Raw genomic sequence first — 18,688 nt, forward strand, 5'->3', positions numbered from 1 at the left:
CGTCCCCGACAGCCACCGCACCCCGGGTGACCACCACCAACGACGCACCCTCGAACCGCACATCCGCCAACCACCCCTGCACCACACCCAGAACCTGATGGGTCAAGGCGTGCACGGCGGCCGGGACGTCGCCGTCGGTGGCGGGGCACTCGAAGACGACGGTTCCACCGACCGGCCCCTCCTCGGGCAGGTCTTCCCACCGTGTGCCCGAGTCGGGGGCGGGGGTCGCCGCCCCCGGCAGCGGGTTCCAGGCGATGTGGAAGAGGGAGTCCGCGTCGTCCGTGCCCAACTGCGCCGGGGAGACCGGCCGTCCGACGACCGCGCCCACCGTGGCGACGGGCGCGCCGGTGGCGTCGGCCACCTGGAGCGAGAGGCTCTCCGGGCTAGGCTGGGTGATCCGCACCCGTACGGCGGTGGCACCGGCCGCGTGCAGGGTGACGTCCTGCCACACGAAGGGCAGGACCGTTTCGTCGCCGCCGGTCCCGTTCACGAGGGCGGCGTGCATGGCGGCGTCCAGCAGGGCCGGGTGGAGCCCGAACTCCGCGGCCTCCGCGTGCGCCTGCTCGGGCAGCGCCACCTCGGCGAACAACTCGTCACCCCGCCGCCAGGCCGCCGTCAGACCCTGGAAGACGGGCCCGTATCCGAAGCCCCGCTCGCGCAGGCCCTCGTAGGCGCCGTCGAGGGGCAGCACCTCCGCACCGGCCGGCGGCCAGGCCGCCAGCTCGAAGCCGGGGGCTGCGGCATCGGGGGCGAGGACGCCGTCGGCGTGCAGGGTCCACGGCAGGTCCGGCCGCTCCTCGGCGCGCGAGTAGACGCTGACCGACCGCCGCCCGGTGGCGTCGGCGGCGCCGACGACCATCTGAACGGTGACGGCACCCCGCTCGGGAAGAATGAGCGGGGCCTGGAGGGCGAGCTCCTCCAGCACGCCGCAACCCACCTGGTCACCCCCGCGGATCGCGAGCTCCACGAAGCCCGTGCCCGGCAGCAGGACGGACCCGAGGACGTCGTGGTCGGCGATCCAGCCGTGCGTGCCCACCGACAGCCGGCCGGTGAACGTGACCACGTCCGTGTCGGGGGACGGCAGGACGGCGCCGAGCAGCGGGTGGCCGGCATCGGTCAGCCCGGCCGTCGCCATGCTGCCGCCACTCGTACCGAGCCAGGAGTTGGCGAGGTACTCCTCCGTGCCGACCCAGTAGCGGGTGCGCTGGAAGGCGTACGTGGGCAGCTCGACGCGGCGCACGTCGGCCGCGCGGTAGAAGGCCTGCCAGTCGACGGTGCCACCCGCCGTGTGCAGGCGGCCCAGCGCCGTGAGGAGCGCCTCGGGCTCGGGGCGGTTCTTGCGGAGGGCGGATACGAGGACGGCGTATTCGGAGTCCACGGCCTGCTGAGCGAGGCCGGTCAAGATGCCGTCCGGACCGAGCTCCAGGAACCGGGTCACGCCCAGCTCGCCCAGCGCCGCCACCGCATCGGTGAACCGCACCGCCTCGCGGACCTGGCCGACCCAGTACTCCGGGGACTGCCATGCCCCCGACAGCACGCCCGTGACGGTGGAGACCACCGGAATGCGCGGAGCGGAATACGTCAACCGCTCGGCCACGGCACGGAACTCGTCCAGCATCGGATCCATCAACGCCGAGTGGAAGGCGTGCGAGACAGCCAGCCGGCTCGTCTTACGACCGGCAGCAGTGAAGTGCTCCCCCACCGCCAGCACGGCAGCCTCCGCACCCGACACCACCACCGAATCCGGGCCGTTGACGGCTGCGATTCCCACACCCTCCGTCAGGAACGGCAGTACCTCCTCCTCCGTCGCCTGCACGGCGAGCATCGCGCCCCCCGCGGGCAGCGCCTGCATCAACCGACCACGTACGACGACCAGTTCCGCCGCATCCGCCAGCGACAGCACACCCGCCACATGCGCGGCAGCCAGCTCACCGATCGAATGCCCGGCGACGACATCAGGAGTGACCCCCCACGCTTCCACCAGCCGGAACAGCGCCACCTCCAGCGCGAACAGCGCAGGCTGCGTCACCTCCGTCGCGTTCAACGCCTCCGCATCCGCACCCCACACCACCTCCCGCAACGACCGCCCCAGATGCCGGTCGACCTCCACGCACACCGCGTCGAACGCCGCCGCAAACACCGGAAACGCCTCGTACAGCCCACGCCCCATCCCCAACCGCTGCGCACCCTGCCCCGTGAACAGGAACGCCGTCCGGCCGCCGAGCTGGGCCTGGCCCGTCACCAGGGCGGGGTGCTCCTCCCCCGTCGCGAGGGCGGAGAGCGCCGCGCGGCGGCTCTGCTCGTCGCCCGTGACCACCGCGCGGTGGTCCATCGTGCTGCGCGCCGTCGCCAGGGTGTACCCGATGTCCTCGGAACGGTGGGCGTCGGCCACGGCGAGCAGGCGTTCCGCCTGGGCCGCCAGCGCCTGGGCGGACTTCGCGGACAACGCCCAGGGCAGCGCGGGAAGTTCCGCATCGCCGGGCGTGGTCGTGGCCGACGGCGGAGCGTCGGCGACCTCTTCCATGATGACGTGGGCGTTGGTGCCGCTGATGCCGAACGAGGAGATGCCCGCCCGGCGCGGCCGACCCGCGGCCTGCCATTCCCGGGCCTCGGTGAGCAGCTCCACGTCACCGGCCGACCAGTCGATCTGGTCCGACCGGTCCTCCGCGTGCAGGGTGGGCGGCAGCACTCCGTGCCGCATCGCCATGACCATCTTGATGATGCCTGCGACACCGGCCGCGGCCTGGGTGTGTCCCATGTTGGACTTGATCGAGCCCAGCCAGAGCGGCCGGCCCTCCGGCCGCCCCTGCCCGTACGTCGCGAGCAGCGCCTGCGCCTCGATGGGGTCGCCGAGGACCGTGCCGGTGCCGTGCGCCTCGACCGCGTCGACCTCGGTCGCCGTCAGTCCGGCGTTCGCCAGCGCCTGGCGGATCACCCGCTGCTGCGCCGGCCCGTTCGGGGCGGTCAGCCCGTTGCTCGCGCCGTCCTGGTTGAGCGCCGAGCCCTTGACGGTGGCGAGGACCGGGTGCCCGTTGCGCCGCGCGTCCGACAGCCGCTCCAGCAGCAGCATGCCGACACCCTCGCCCCAGCCGGTGCCGTTGGCGTCCGCGCCGAACGACTTGCAGCGGCCGTCGGGGGCGAGGCCGCGCTGGCGGCTGAACTCGACGAAGACCTCCGGCGTGGCCATGACGGCGACCCCGCCCGCGAGCGCCAGGGAGCACTCCCCGGAGCGCAGCGCCTGGGCCGCCATGTGCAGGGCCACCAGCGACGACGAGCACGCCGTGTCCACGGTGACCGCCGGACCCTCCAGGCCGAACACGTACGAGACGCGGCCCGAGGCGATGGCGCCAGTGCTGTTGTTGGCGGCGTAGTCGTGGTACATCATCCCGGCGTAGCAGCCGGTCATGCTGCCGCGCAGGGTCTCCGGGTCGATCCCGGCCCGCTCGAAGGCCTCCCAGGCCGTCTCCAGCAGCAGGAACTGCTGGGGGTCCATGATGGCGGCCTCGTTGGGGCTGATGCCGAAGAACGCCGGGTCGAACTCGCCCGCCCGGTGCAGGAACCCGCCTTCGCGGGCGTAGCTGGTGTGCGGGCGCTCGGCGGTGGGGTCGTAGATCCGGTCGAGGTCCCAGCCCCGGTTGTCGGGGAAGCCGGAGACGGCGTCCACGCCGTCGGCGACCAGCCGCCAGAGTGCCTCGGGGGTGTCCACGCCGCCGGGGTAGCGGCAGGCCATGGCGACGATCACGATCGGGTCGTCCTGCGCGCCGGCGGTCCGGAGCGCGGCGGCCGGGACCGGGCCCGACCGGCCGTCGGCTCCGTCGAGTTCGTCCAGCAGGTGCCGGGCGAGGGCGCGCGGGTTCGGGTAGTCGAAGGCCAGGGTGGCGGGCAGGCGTACGTCGGTGGCGGCGCTGACGGCGTTGCGGAACTCGACGGCAGTGAGCGAGTCGAAGCCCAGCTCGCTGAACGCGCGGCCCTCGTCCACCGCGTGCGGACCGGGGTAGCCGAGGGTGACCGCCACCTGGGCGCGGACCAGGTCGAGCAGGACGGCGACGCGCGCGTCCCGGTCCAGTCCGGCCAGCCGTCCGCGCAGCGAGCCGGCGGCCTCGGGGGCCGTCACCGCACCGCGCCGCGGCCGTACCCGGACCAGGCCGCGGAACAGCGCCGGCAGGGCGTCCCCGGCGGCCGCGAGGGTCCGTACGTCGAGCCGGATCGGCAGGACCAGCGGGGTGTCGACGGTCAGCGCGTGCTCGAAGAGGTCCATGCCGTAATCGGCGGTGAGGGCGCCGATGCCGGTGCGGCTCATCCGCTGGAGGTCGGCTTCGGTGAGCGCGCCGGACATGCCGCTCGCCCACAGCCCCCAGGCGAGCGAGAGGGCGGGCAGGCCGTGGGCGCGGCGGTGGGCGGCGAGGCCGTCGAGCAGGGCGTTGGCGGCGCCGTAGTTGCCCTGGCCGGGGACGCCGAGGACCCCGGTCGCGGAGGAGAACAGGACGAAGGCCGACAGGTCCAGGTCCCGGGTCAGCTCGTGCAGGTGCAGGGCGGCGTCCGCCTTGGCCCGCAGTACGGTGTCCAGGCTCTGCGGGGTCAGCGAGCCGATGAGGGCGTCGTCGAGCACTCCGGCGAGGTGGACCACGCCGGTGAGCGGGTGGGCGTCCGGGACGGCCGCGAGGACGCCGGCCAGGGCGTCCCGGTCTCCGGCGTCGCAGGCGATGAGGGCGGCAACGGCGCCGAGGGCCTCCAGTTCGGCGCGCAGTTCCGCCGCGCCGGGGGCGTCCGCGCCGCGCCGGGAGACCAGGAGGAGGCTCCGTACGCCGTGCCCCTCGACCAGCCGCCGGGCGACGAGGCGGCCGAGCGCGCCGGTGGCGCCGGTCACCAGGACGGTGCCGTTGCCGAAGTCGGGCCGCAGGCGCGTCTCGGGGTCGTCGGCGAGGCGGCTCAGCCGGGCGCCGTGGACGGTGGTGCCGCGTACGGCGGTCTGGGGTTCGCCCGCGGCCACGGCGAGGGCCGCATCCGCGTCCTGGCCGAGGTCGGTCAGCAGGAACCGGTCGGGGTTCTCCGTCTGCGCCGACCGCACCAGACCCCAGACGGCCGCTCCGGCGAGGTCGGTGATGTCCTCGCCGGGCAGGGCGACGGCGCCCCGGGTGGCGATGACCAAGCGCGAGTCGGCGTGCCGCGCGTCGCCGAGCCAGCTCTGCAGGGCGGCGAGCACCCGGCCGGTGGCGGCCCGCACGCCGTCCGGGTCCCGGGCGGGTACGGAGTGCAGGACGACGGTCCGCGGTACGGGCGCGTCGGCGGGCAGGGCCTCCCAGTCGGCCGGGGCGTCGGGGGCGGTCACGGCGGGCAGTTCGGCCCAGTCCAGGGCGAAGAGGGATTCGTGGGCGACGGTGCGGGCGGCGGCGAGCTGCCGGGCCGAGACCTCGCGCAGCACGAGGGAGTCCACGGACAGGACGGGGCGGCCGGTCTCGTCGCCCACGGACAGCGCGAGGGCGCCCGCGCCGTCGGGGGTGATGCGGACGCGCAGCCGGGTGGCGCCGGAGGCGTGCAGCCGTACGCCCGTCCAGACGAACGGCAGTACGGGGCCCTCGGCCCCGGCGTACAGGTCGGTGAAGACGGAGCCGTGGAGGGAGGCGTCCAGCAGCGCCGGGTGCAGGCCGAACGCGGCGGCGTCGGGTTGGGCCCCTTCGGGCAGGGCGACCTCGGCGAACACCTCCGTCCCGGCGCTCCAGGCGGCGGTCAGGCCGCGGAAGGCCGGGCCGTAGGGGAGACCGGCCGCCGCCAGCGCCTCGTAGACCCCGTCGGTCTCGATGGGGGCGGAGCCGGCCGGCGGCCAGGCGGCCAGGCCGAAGGGGTCGGCGGCGGGTCCGGCGGTGGCGGGTCCGGCCGCGAGGACGCCGGCGGCGTGCAGGGTCCACGGCTGGTCGGGCTGGTCGTCCCGGCGCGAGTGGACGCTGACGGGGCGCCGCCCGGCGGCGTCCGCCGGACCGACCTCGACCTGGAGGGCGACCGCGCCGCGCTCGGGCAGCACGAGGGGCGCCTGCAGCATGAGCTCTTCGAGCAGCTCGCAGCCGACCTGGTCACCCGCCCGCACGGCCAGTTCCACGTAGCCGGTGCCGGGGAACACCACCGCGTCGCCCACGAGGTGGTCGGCGAGCCACGGCTGGGCCGAGACGGAGACCCGGCCGGTGAGGACCACTCCCCCGGAGTCGGCGAGGGAGACGACGGCGCCGAGCAGCGGGTGCTGGGCGGCGGCCAGTCCGGCGGCGGAGAGGTCGCCGAGGGTGTTGGTGCCCTCGACCCAGTAGCGGGTGCGCCGGAAGGCGTACGTGGGCAGCTCGACGCGGCGCGCGCCGGTGCCGGCGTAGAAGGCCGCCCAGTCGACGGGCGCGCCGCAGGTGTGGAGCTGGGCCACGGCGGCGATGAGGGCCTCGGGCTCGGGGCGGTTCTTGCGCAGGGCGGGGACGAGGACGGCTCGCTCGGAGTCCACGGTCTGCTGGGCGAGGCCGGTCAGGATGCCGTCCGGGCCGATCTCCAGGAACCGGACGACGCCTTCCCGCTCCAGCGCGCCCACCGCGTCAGTGAACCGGACGGGCTCGCGGACCTGGCCGACCCAGTACTCCGGAGATTGCCACTGTGCGCCGACCCGCTCGCCGGTCACGGTGGAGACCGCCGCCACCTCGGGTTCCGCGTATGCCAACCGCTCGGCCACGGCGCGGAACTCGTCCAGCATCGGATCCATCAACGCCGAGTGGAAGGCGTGCGAGACGGCGAGCCGGCTGGTCTTGCGTCCGGCGGCGGTGAAGTGCTCGCCCACCGCCAGCACGGCGGCCTCCGCACCGGATACGACGACCGAGTCCGGACCGTTGACGGCTGCGATTCCCACACCCTCCGTCAGGAGCGGCAGTACCTCCTCCTCCGTCGCCTGCACCGCGAGCATCGCACCCCCCGCGGGCAGCGCCTGCATCAACCGACCACGCGCAACAACCAGTTCCGCCGCATCCGCCAGCGACAGCACACCCGCCACATGCGCGGCAGCCAGCTCACCGATCGAATGCCCAGCCACGACATCAGGAGTGACCCCCCACGCCTCCACCAGCCGGAACAAGGCCACTTCCAGCGCGAACAGCGCAGGCTGCGTCACCTCCGTCGCGTTCAACGCCTCCGCATCCGCACCCCACACCACCTCCCGCAACGACCGCCCCAGATGCCGGTCCACCTCCACGCACACCGCGTCGAACGCCGCCGCAAACACCGGAAACGCCTCGTACAGCCCACGGCCCATTCCGAGCCGCTGCGCACCCTGCCCCGTGAACAGGAACGCCGTCGCCCCCTTGGCGACCGCGCCGCGCACGACGCTCGCGTGCGGCTGGTCCTGCGCCAGTGCGGCGAGGCCGGCCAGGGCGCCGTCGTGGTCGGCGGCGAGGACGACCGCGCGGTGGTCCAGGGCAGCCCGGCTCGTGGCCAGGGAGTAGCCGAGGTCCGCGACGTCGGCGTCCGGGCCGGCGGTGACGTGTGCGTGGAGCCGGTCCGCCTGCGCGGCGAGCGCTTCGGCGTCCCGCCCGGAGACCGGCCAGGGCAGCACGGCGGGCAGCGGTACGGCGGCGGGCTCCGGGGCGTCGGCCGCTCCCTCGGACGCCTCGGTCGGCGCCTCGGCGGGGGCCTCTTCGAGGATGACGTGCGCGTTGGTGCCGCTGACGCCGAAGGCGGAGACACCGGCCCGTCGCGGCCGGTCCTCGGCGGGCTCCCACTCCCGGGATTCGGACAGCAGCCGGACCCGGCCCGCGGACCAGTCGACGTGGCTGGACGGCTCGTCCACGTGCAAGGTCTGCGGCAGCACCCCGTTGCGCAGGGCCATGACCATCTTGATGACGCTGCCGACCCCGGCCGCGGCCTGGGCGTGCCCGATGTTCGACTTGATGGAGCCCAGCCACAGCGGCCGGTCCTCGGGGCGGTCCTGGCCGTAGGTGGCGAGCAGCGCCTGCGCCTCGATGGGGTCGCCGAGGGTGGTGCCCGTACCGTGTCCTTCCACGACGTCGACCTGCGAGGCGGGCAGCTTCGCGTTGGCGAGGGCCTGCCGGATGACGCGCTGCTGCGCCCGGCCGTTGGGGGCGGTCAGGCCGTTGCTGGCACCGTCCTGGTTGACCGCGCTGCCGCGGACGACGGCGAGGACCGGGTGGCCGTTGCGGCGCGCGTCGGAGAGCCGTTCGAGTACGAGCATGCCCGCGCCCTCGGACCAGCCGGTGCCGTCGGCGGCTTCGGCGAAGGCCTTGCAGCGGCCGTCGGGGGCGAGCCCGCGCTGGCGGCTGAACGCGATGAAGGGCGACGGGGTGGACATCACCATGACGCCGCCGGCGAGGGCCAGGGAGCATTCGCGCTGCCGCAGCGCCTGGGCCGCGAGGTGCAGGGAGACGAGTGAGGAGGAGCAGGCGGTGTCGACGGTGACGGCGGGGCCTTCGAGGCCCAGGGCGTAGGAGATGCGGCCGGAGATGACGGCGGCCGCGTTGGCGGTGGTCATGTACGCCTCGGCGACTTCGCCCGCCGCGCCGATCAGGTACTCGTAGTCCTGGATCCCGGAGCCCGCGAACACGCCGACCGGCTTGCCGCGCAGGGAGACGGGGTCGATGCCGGCCCGCTCGACGGCCTCCCAGGACACTTCCAGCAGCAGTCGCTGCTGGGGGTCCATGGTCAGCGCCTCGTTGGGGCTGATCCCGAAGAACCCGGCGTCGAAGCCGGCGACGTCCTGGACGAAGCCGCCTTCGTTGACGTAGCTGCCGCCGGAGCCGGCACCGTCCGCTTCCCCGCCGCGCAGGCCGTCGAGGTCCCAGCCGCGGTCGGTGGGGAAGGTGGTGATGGCGTCGCGGCCTTCGGCCACGAGCCGCCACAGGTCGTCGGGAGTGCTGATGCCTCCCGGGTAGCGGCAGCTCATCGCCACGATGGCGATGGGTTCGTGGTCCTGGTTCTCGACCTCCTGGAGGCGGCGGCGGGTCTGGTGCAGATCCGCCGTGACCCGCTTGAGGTAGTCGAGAAGCTTCGCGTCGTCATTGGACATTCTGGGTCCCACCGAGTCCTTGTTCATGCCGAGAGGTCGAGTCGATCCGGGGTCGGGTGCACCGGGGCGCTGGCGCGCGGTCGCGCCGGTCAGGTGAGGCCGAGTTCGTTGTCGATGAAGGCGAAGATGTCGTCGGCGGAGGCGGTTTCGAGCTGCCCGCCGATGCCTTGGGCGCCGGCCGCGGCGTCGAGCGTCGCGGTGAGGCGGGCCAGCAGGCTCTGGAGCCGGGCGGTGATGCGGCCGGCCTCGATCTCGTCGGCGGCCAGCCCCGCGGCGGCCTGTTCGAGCCGGTCCAGCTGGGCGAGCACCGGCAGTTCACCGTCGTCCTCGTCCTGGCAGAGCTCCGAGCGGAGATGGCCGGCGAGCGCCGCGGGGCTGGGGTGGTCGTAGACCATGCTGGTCGGCAGGGGGCGGCCGGTGGCGGCGACCAGGCGGGTGCGCAGGTCCACGGCCGCCACGGAGTCGAAGCCGAGGTCGGTGAAGCCGCGGTCGGGGCCGACGTCGGCCGGGTCGTCGTAGCCGAGCAGCGCCGCCACGTGGGTGCGTACCAGGTCGAGCAGCGTCTTCAGCTGGTCGGCCGGGGTGAGCCCGGCCAGCCGGGCGGCGAGGCCTCCGGTGCCTTCGCCGGTGCCCGGCGAGGGGTCCGTGTCGAGGGCGGCGAGCGCCTCGGGCAGGGCGTTCAGCAGCGGCCGCGGGCGGGCCAGTACGTAGGTGGGGGCGAAGCGCTGCCAGTCGAACTCGGCGACCACTGCGTGCGGGGCACCGCCCGCGAGGATCCGGCGGAGCGCGCCGACGGCGTGGTCCGGGCGCATCGCGGGAGCGCCGATGCGGCGCATCACGGCCGCGAGTTCGGCGTCGACCATGCCGCCGTCCCAGGAGCCCCAGGCCACCGAGGTGGCGGCGAGGCCGCGGGCGCGGCGGGAGTGGGCGAGTCCGTCGAGGTAGGCGTTGGCGCTGCCGTAAGCGGACTGCCCGGCGCTGCCCCACACGCCGGCGCCGGAGGAGAAGAGGACGAAGGCGTCGAGGGGGGTGTCTCCGAGGAGTTCATCGAGGTGGCGGGCGCCGAGCACCTTGGCCGAGGCCACCTCGGCGAGGTCCGAGAGGGTGAGTTCGGCCAGCGGCGCGATGCGCTGGGCCAGTCCGGCCGCGTGGACGACGGCGGTGAGGCCGGTCAGGCCGTCCAGCAGCCTGCGTACGGCGTCGCGGTCGGCGACGTCGCACGCCTCGACCGACACGAGTACGCCCGACTGCCGCAGCTCCTCGACGAGTTCGGCGGCGCCGGGGGCCCGCGGACCGCGCCGGCCGGTGAGGACGATGTGCTCGGCGCCGTCGGCGGCCAGCATCCGGGCGACGTGCGCGCCGAGTCCGCCGGTGCCGCCGGTGACCAGGACGGTGCCGCGCGGCCGCCACGACCCGGCCGGGTCGGGCCGGGTGGGTCGGGTCAGACGGTGGGCGTACGCGCCCTCGGGGCGCAGGGCGACCTGGTCCTCGCCGGTGGCTCCGGCGAGGGTGTCGCACAGCCGCCCGGCCAGCCGCCCGGCCAGCCGGTCGGCGGCGTCGCCGTCGGGGTCCGCCCCGGCGGGCAGGTCGACTAGGCCGCCCCAGGTGGCGGGGGTTTCCAGCGCGAGCGCCGCGCCCAGGCCCCAGACGGCGCTCTGGGCGGGGCGGACGGGCCGGGCGGCCGCGTCGGCGTCGTCGGTGGCGACGGCGCCCCGGGTGAGGCACCACACGGGGGCGGTGCAGTCGCGTGCGGCCAGCTCCTGGAGCAGGGCGACGGTGTCGGCGAGGCCGCGGGAGAGCTCGGGGTGCCCGGGGTGTTCGGTGTCGTCCAGGGCGAGCAGGCTCAGCACCCCGGCCGGCGCGGCGGGCAGCGTCCCGGGGAGTACGGAGCCGCCCGCGCCGGCCGGGAGCAGGACGGGCCGGGCTCCCCGGCCGCTGAGCGCGTCGGCGAGGACGGCGGCGAGCGGCGCCTGACCGGGGGCGTGGACGATGAGCCAGTCACCGTCGAGCGGGGCGGGTCCCGCCGGGTCGGGGACGGGGGTCCAGCTGACGCGGTAGCGCAGCGCGTCGACGGCGGCGGCCTCGCGGCGCCCGGCCCGCCAGGTGGTGAGGGCGGGCAGGACGGGGGCGAGGGCGTCGGCGTCGAGGCCGAGCCGCTCGGCGAGTTCCGCCGTGTCCGCGCGCTCGACCGCCTCCCAGAACCCGGCTTCCGCCGGGTCGGGCGTGCCGGGGGCGGCCGCCGGGGACTGGTCGGGCCGCGCCCAGTAGTTCTTGCGCTGGAAGGCGTAGGTGGGCAGTTCCACGCGCCGGGGGCGGTCTCCGGTCGCCGTCGCCGTGAAGTAGGCCGTCCAGTCGAGGGGGACGCCCCGCGTGTGGACGAGGGCCACGGCTTCGGCCAGGGCGCGCTCCTCGCTCCGGCCGCGCCGCAGGGCGGCGGTGAACACCGGCCGGTCCGCATCGGCGTCGGCGTCGGCGACGGCTTCCGTGTCGGCGAGGCAGTCGGGGCCGAGGGGGGTGAGCGCGGCGTCGGGGCCGAGTTCGAGGAAGGTGTGGACGCCCTTGGCGGCCAGCTGCCGTACCGCATCGCTGAACCGCACGGTCCGGCGTACGTGGCCGACCCAGTAGTCGGCGTGGGCCGCTTCGTCGGCGCCGAGGAGTTCCCCGGTGACGGTCGAGACGATCGGGATCCGCGGGGTTCCGTAGCGGACGCTCTCCGCGACGGCGCGGAACGCGTCGAGCATCGGCTCCATCAGCGGCGAGTGGAAGGCGTGCGAGACGGCGAGCCGCTTGGTCTTGCGGCCCAGGGCGCGGAAGTGCCCGGCGAGCGCGGTGACCGCCTCCTCCGCACCGGAAACGACCACGGCGCGGGGGCCGTTGAGGGCGGCGATGCCCGTGTCGGCGGTGAGCAGCGGTTCCACCTCCTCCTCGGCGGCTTCGAGCGCGGCCATCGCGCCGCCCCCGGGCAGGGCCTGCATCAGGCGGCCCCGGGCGGCGACGAGCCGGGCGGCGTCGGTGAGGGTGAGGATGCCGCTGACGTGGGCTGCGGCCAGCTCGCCGACGGAGTGCCCGGCGAGGAAGTCGGGCCGGAGGCCCCAGGACTCCACGAGCCGGTAGAGGGCCACCTCGCAGGCGAACAGGGCGGGCTGCGCCCGGCCGGTGGCGTCGAGCGACGTACTGTCCTCGCCCCACATAGTGTCGCGCAGCGGGGTGTCGAGGTGGGCGTCGAGGGCGGCGAGCACCTCGTCGAAGGCGCGGGCGAACACCGGGTACGCGGAGTGCAGTTCACGGCACATGCCGAGCCGCTGGGCGCCCTGGCCGGTGAAGAGGACGGCGGTCAGGGCGTCGGGGCGGGCGGCGCCGGTGACCGTGCCGGGGGCCGGCAGCGCCGGGTCGGCCGCCAAGGCGCGCAGGGACCGGGTCAGCTCGGCGCGGCTGTCGGCGACGACCACGGCGCGGTGCTCCAGTGCGGCCCGGGCGGTGGCCAGGGACCAGGCGGTGTCGGTGAGGGCGTGGTCCGGGTGGGCGTCCACGTGGTCGGCGAGGCGGAGCGCCTGCGCGGCGAGCGCCTCGGGGCGGCGGGCCGACACGAGGACGGGAACCGGAACGGGCCGGGGAGCGGCGGAATCCCGGTCCCCCGCGGCGGGGGCGGCCTGGCAGCCGGTCCCGGGCGCCGGAGCCTCACCCGCCGAGGCTCGTCCCACTGGCGGAGCCACGACCGCCGGAGCCGCCTCCGCCTGGTCCCCTGCCTGCGGGGCCTGCTCGACCGGGGCACCCGAGTGCGGGGCCTGCTCGACCGGGGCCTCCTCCACGATGACGTGGACGTTCGTGCCGCTCAGCCCGAACGACGACACGCCCGCGCGCTTGGCCCGCCCCCGCTCCGGCCAGGCGACCGGCTCCGTCAGCAGCCGCACGCTGCCCGCGCTCCAGTCGACGTTCGGGCTCGGCGCGTCCACGTGCAGGGTGCGCGGCAGCACGCCGTGGCGCATCGCCAGCACCATCTTGATGACACCGCCGATCCCGGCGGCCGCCTGCGCGTGCCCGATGTTCGACTTGAAGGAGCCCAGCCACAGCGGCTCGTCGGCGGGCCGCTCGCGCCCGTAGGCGGCGATGAGCGCCTGCGCCTCGATGGGGTCGCCGAGGGTGGTCCCGGTGCCGTGCGCCTCCACGGCGTCCACGTCGGCGGGGGTCAGCCGCCCGGCGGCCAGCGCCTGCTGGATGACCCGCTGCTGGGAGGGCCCGTTGGGCGCGGTCAGGCCGTTGGAGGCACCGTCGGAGTTCATCGCCGAGCCGCGGACGACGGCGAGTACCGGGTGGCCGTGGCGCCGCGCGTCGGAGAGCCGCTCCACGAGGACCATGCCGGCGCCCTCGGACCAGGTCGTGCCGTCGGCAGCCGCGGCGAAGGACTTGCACCGGCCGTCCGGGGCGAGTCCGCGGTCCTGGCTGAACCCGACGAAGGAGTCCGGGCTCGCCATGACGGTGACCCCGCCGGCGAGCGCCATCGTGCACTCGCCCGTCCGCACGGACTGGACGGCCAGGTGGAGCGCGACGAGCGAGGAGGAGCAGGCGGTGTCCACGGTCACTGCGGGACCCTCCAGGCCCAGCGAGTACGCCACGCGCCCCGAGGCGACGCTGGCCAGCCCGCCGGTACCGCCGCCGCCCGGGTAGTCGTGGTAGACGACACCGGCGAACACACCGGTGCGGCTGCCCTTGAGGGAGGTGGGGTCGATGCCCGCGCGCTCGATGGCCTCCCAGGACACCTCCAGCAGCAGCCGCTGCTGCGGGTCGGTGTCGCGGGCCTCGCGCGGGCTGATCTTGAAGAAGTCGGCGTCGAACTCGCCCGCGTCGTGCAGGAAGCCGCCCTCGCGGCAGTACGTCTTGCCGGGCGTGCCGGGCTCCGGGTCGTAGAGGGCGTCCAGGTCCCAGCCGCGGCCGTCCGGGAAGAGGGACACGGCGTCCCGGCCGGCGTCCACCAGCTGCCACAGGTCCTCGGGCGAGGCGATGCCGCCCGGGAACCGGCAGCCCATCGCGACGATGGCGACCGGCTCCTGGTGCAGCTCCTCGGCCTCACGCAACTGGCGGCGCGCGCGCTGGAGTTCGCTGGTGGCGCGCTTGAGATAGTCCCGGAGCTTCTCGTCGTTGCTCATCGAACCTCAACCAATCTAGAGCTGATCGCTGGCTAGGAGATGCCGAATTCGCTGTCGAGCACGTCGAACAGCTCCTCGTCGGTGACCGTTTCGAAGTCGGGGCCGTCATCGGCGGGGTCGCCGCCCGCGCCGCGGGCGTCGCGCCAGCGCCGTACGACGGCTTCCAGCCGGGCCGTGATGGCGTCCGCCCGGGCGCCGATCACCTCCGTGTCGCCGTCGGCGGCGGGGAAGCCGGTGAGTACGGCCTCGATGCGGTCGAGTTCGGCCAGCGCGGCGGCGGCCGGGTCGTCGCCGGCGGAGTCGGCGGCCAGCCGCTCGCCCAGGAACGCCGCGGCGGCCCGCGGCGTCGGGTAGTCGAAGATCAAGGTGGCGGGAAGGTCGCATCCGCTGGCCGCGGTGAGCCGCTTGCGCAGTTCGACGGCGGCCAGGGAGTCGAAGCCCATGTCCCGGAAGGCGAGGTCGGCCTCCACGGTGGTGCTGGAGTCGTAGCCGAGGACGGCCGCGACGTGCGTACGGACCCGCCCGAGCAGGACGCGGGCCCGTTCGGCCGCCGGGAGCCCGTCCAGCTCGGCGTGCAGGTCCGCCGCCGCGCGCCGGGACTCCTCGGCCGTGGGGACGTCATGGGCGACGGGCGCGCCGCCGCCGCTCGTGGTGTGGGCGGCGTCCACCCAGTAGCGGCCGCGCTGGAAGGCGTACGTCGGCAGCTCCACGCGGCGGGCGCCGCTGCCGGCGTAGTAGTCCGCCCAGTCGACGCGTACGCCGTCCACGTGGAGCCGTGCCAGAGCGGCGGCCAGCGCCTCCGGCTCGGGGCGGTTCCGGCGCAGGGCGGGCACGAGGACGGCTTCGGCGGACTCGGCCGACTGCTGGGCGAGGCCGGTGAGGATGCCGTCGGGGCCGAGCTCCAGGAACCGGGTCACGCCCTGCTGCTCCAGGGCACGTACGGCGTCGGCGAAGCGAACCGCCTCGCGGACCTGGCCGACCCAGTACTCGGGGGTCTGCCAGGCCTCCGACAGCGCGCCCGTGACGGTGGAGACCACCGGAATGCGCGGAGCGGAATACGTCAACCGCTCGGCCACGGCACGGAACTCGTCCAGCATCGGATCCATCAGCGCCGAGTGGAAGGCGTGCGAGACGGCGAGCCGGCTGGTCTTGCGTCCGGCGGCGGTGAAGTGCTCGCCCACCGCCAGCACGGCGGCCTCCGCACCGGATACGACGACCGAGTCCGGGCCGTTGACGGCTGCGACGGATACCCCGGCGGTGAGGAGCGGCAGTACCTCCTGCTCGGTCGCCTGCAGCGCGAGCATCGCACCCCCGGGAGGCAGCGCCTGCATCAACCGACCACGCGCAACGACCAGCTCAGCCGCATCCGCCAGCGACAGCACACCCGCCACATGCGCGGCAGCCAGCTCACCGATCGAATGCCCGGCGACCACATCGGGTGTCACGCCCCACGCTTCCACCAGCCGGTACAGGGCCACTTCCAGGGCAAACAAGGCGGGCTGGGTGATCGCCGTCGCGTTCAACGCCTCGGCGTCAGCACCCCACACCACCTCCCGCAACGACCGCCCCAGCTTCCGGTCAACTTCCACGCACACCGCGTCGAACGCCGCCGCAAACACCGGAAACGCCTCGTACAGCCCACGCCCCATCCCCAGCCGCTGCACACCCTGCCCCGTGAACAGGAACGCCGTCCGGCCCCCGCGCCGCAGGGTTCCGGTGATCGCCTTCGGGTGTTCCTCACCGGCCGCGAGCGCCGCGAGCGCACGCTCGCGGTCGCCGAGTACGACGGCGCGGTGGGTGAAGGCGGTGCGCGAGGTGGCGAGGGAGAGCCCGATGTCCGCCGCGTCGGTGTCCGGCCCGGCCGAGACCCGCTCCAGCAGCCGCTCCGCCTGAGCGGCCAGCGCCCGGGGCGTCTTGGCGGACAGCACCCAGGGCAGGACGGGAAGGGCGGCCCGCACAGCCGCCTCCGCCGGCTCGGCCGGCGCCTCCTCGATGATCACGTGGGCGTTGGTCCCGCTGATGCCGAACGAGGACACCCCGGCCCGCCGCGCACCGCCGGGCGGCGTTTCCCACACCCGGCCCTCGGTGAGCAGCTCGACGCTCCCGGATTCCCAGTCCACCTGGTCCGACGGCGCGTCCACGTGCAGGGTCGGCGGCAGCACGCCGTTGCGCATCGCCATGACCATCTTCATCACGCCCGCGACGCCCGCGGCCGCCTGGCTGTGCCCCATGTTGGACTTGATGGAGCCCAGCCACAGCGGCCGGCCCTCGGGCCGCTCCTGCCCGTACGTCTCCAGCAGCGCCTGCGCCTCGATCGGGTCGCCGAGGGTGGTGCCCGTGCCGTGCGCCTCGACCACGTCTACGTCGGCCGCCGACAGCCCGGCGGCCGCGAGGGCCTTGCGGATCACCCGCTGCTGGGCGGGGCCGTTCGGGGCGGTGAGTCCGTTGCTGGCACCGTCCTGGTTGAGCGCCGAGCCGCGGACGACGGCGAGGACCGGATGCCCGTTGCGGCGCGCGTCGGAGAGCCGCTCCAGCAGCAGCACCCCCGCGCCCTCCGAGCAGGCCACGCCGTCGGCCGCGGCGGCGAAGGACTTCGAGCGGCCGTCGGCGGCCAGGCCCTGCTGGGTGCTGAAGTAGACGAACATGTCCGGCGTCGCCATCACGGTCACCCCGCCCGCCAGGGCGAGGTCGCACTCCCCGGACCGCAGGGCCTGGGCGGCCAGGTGCAGGGCCACGAGGGACGACGAGCAGGCGGTGTCGACGCTCACCGCCGGGCCCTCCAGGCCCAGGGTGTACGAGACGCGGCCCGAGACGACGCTGCCCGCGGTGGTACTGCCGGGTTCCAGGCCGAGGGCGTAGTCGTGGTACATGACGCCGGCGAACACGCCGGTCGCCCCGCCCTTGAGGCTGGTGGGGTCGATCCCGGCCCGCTCGATGGCCTCCCAGGACACCTCCAGCAGCAGCCGCTGCTGCGGGTCGGTGACGAGGGCCTCATTGGGGCTGATCCCGAAGAACACCGGGTCGAACTCGGCCGCGTCGTAGAGGAATCCGCCTTCCCGGGCGTACGTGCGGCCGGGCGTACCGGGCTCCGGGTCGTAGACCTGCGGGTCCCAGCCGCGGTCGGCGGGGAACCCGCCGATCGCGTCGACCCCGTCCACCACGAGCCTCCACAGCTCCTCGGGGGTGGTCACACCGCCCGGGTAGCGGCAGCCCATGCCGACGATCACGATCGGATCGTCGAGGCGTGCGGGGCGGCGCTCGGCCTCGGCCAGGCGCCGGCGGGCGTTGCGCAGGTCGGACGTGGCCCGCTTCAGATATTCGAGAAGTCGCTCCTCGTTGCTCACCGAGACCTACTCCCTCTGGTCGACAAAAAGTGGCGACTCGCTCGCGTTGCCCAGTCCGGCGTTGATCGGTTCGAACGCTACTGAGCCGCCGAGAGGGCGGCCTACCCTTAGCCCACCCCTGCCCGGGGGCCTCGCCGGAGCAGGGGAAACACGCAGAACGGCCGGGGTGCGCGACCGCTGTCGTACAGCTGTCACGCACCCCGGCCGGGGTCTGCCGGACCCGCCGTGGTGGGGCGGGTCAGGGGGTCGCGGGGGTTCCGAGCTCGTTGTCCAGGATGTCGAACAGCTCGTCCGCGGTGACCTCGTGGAGGTCCTCGCCACGGTCCGGGATCTCCGGTGTGGCATACCCCTGGGCGTAGGTGGGTCGTCCGTCGAGCCGGCCGGCCAGGTCCCGCAGCCGCTCGGCGAGCCGCGTGCGGTCGGGGGCGTCGGCGGTCACGGCGACGGCATCGGAGGCCAGCAGGGCCTCCAGCCGTGCGATGTCGGCTTCCAGCCCGTTGGTCGGGGCGGAGCCCGGGCCCGCCGGAACCAGTTTCCGGGCGATGTACGCGGCGACCTCCGCCGCGCTCGGGTAGTCGAAGATCAGCGTGGCGGGCAGCCGTAGGCCACTGGCCGCGCCGAGCTGGTTGCGGAGTTCCACGGAACCGAGCGAGTCGAAGCCCAACTCGCCGAAGGCGCGGTCGGGTTCGATCGCATCGCCGGAGGCGTGCCCGAGTACGGTCGCCGCGTGGCTCCGTACGACGTCCAGGATGATCCGGATGCGCTCCTCCTCGTCGTGCCCGGCGATCCGCTCGGCCAGCGACACCCCGGCCGGCGCTCCGGCGGCCGCGGTCCGCCTCCGTGCGGGCGGCGGCACCATCCCCCGCAGCAGGGCGGGCAGTTCATCGGTACGGGCGCGCAGCGCGGCGGGATCCACCCTCAGCGGGACGGTTGCCGCTTCGCCCGATGCGAGGGCGGAGTCGAAGAGGGCGAGCCCTTCCGCTTCGGAGAGGGCGGGCGTGCCGGCGCGGCGCATCCGGTCGAGGTCGGCGGGGGTGAGGTGGGCCGCCATGCCGGTGTTGACGTCCCAGAGGCCGAAGGCCATCGACGTCGCCGCCAGCCCCTCCGCACGCCGATGAGCAGCCAGTACGTCCAGGAACACGTTCGCCGCCGCGTAATTG

The 18,688-nt window shown here is 74.8% G+C and carries 3 protein-coding genes and 1 pseudogene; all 4 read right to left on the bottom strand.

The genetic code is table 11. The features are described from left to right. Nucleotides 1-9,067: type I polyketide synthase (locus tag ACZ4M3_RS35220; protein ID WP_467739702.1), on the bottom strand; the 9,067-nt coding region annotated here is incomplete at its 3' end. Nucleotides 9,068-9,129: 62 nt separating this feature from the next. After that, nucleotides 9,130-14,184 carry a type I polyketide synthase gene (locus tag ACZ4M3_RS35225; protein ID WP_467739704.1) on the bottom strand — a complete coding sequence of 1,685 codons (5,055 nt, stop codon included), beginning with the start codon at nucleotides 14,182-14,184 and terminating at the stop codon, nucleotides 9,130-9,132. A gap of 32 nt (nucleotides 14,185-14,216) precedes the next feature. Continuing rightward, nucleotides 14,217-17,504, bottom strand: a pseudogene (locus ACZ4M3_RS35230) (type I polyketide synthase); the annotation flags it as partial. Between the two features lie 262 nt (nucleotides 17,505-17,766). After that, nucleotides 17,767-18,688, bottom strand: a 922-nt coding sequence (locus ACZ4M3_RS35235) for an acyl carrier protein (RefSeq protein ID WP_467739706.1), incomplete at its 5' end; no start/stop codon positions are given.

This window comes from Streptomyces sp. NPDC026522, assembly GCF_055567555.1.

Bases quoted from the DNA above. Each gene is read 5' to 3' on its own strand.
- ACZ4M3_RS35225 (WP_467739704.1), bottom strand. From the start codon at position 14,184: ATGAGCAACGACGAGAAGCTCCGGGACTATCTCAAGCGCGCCACCAGC.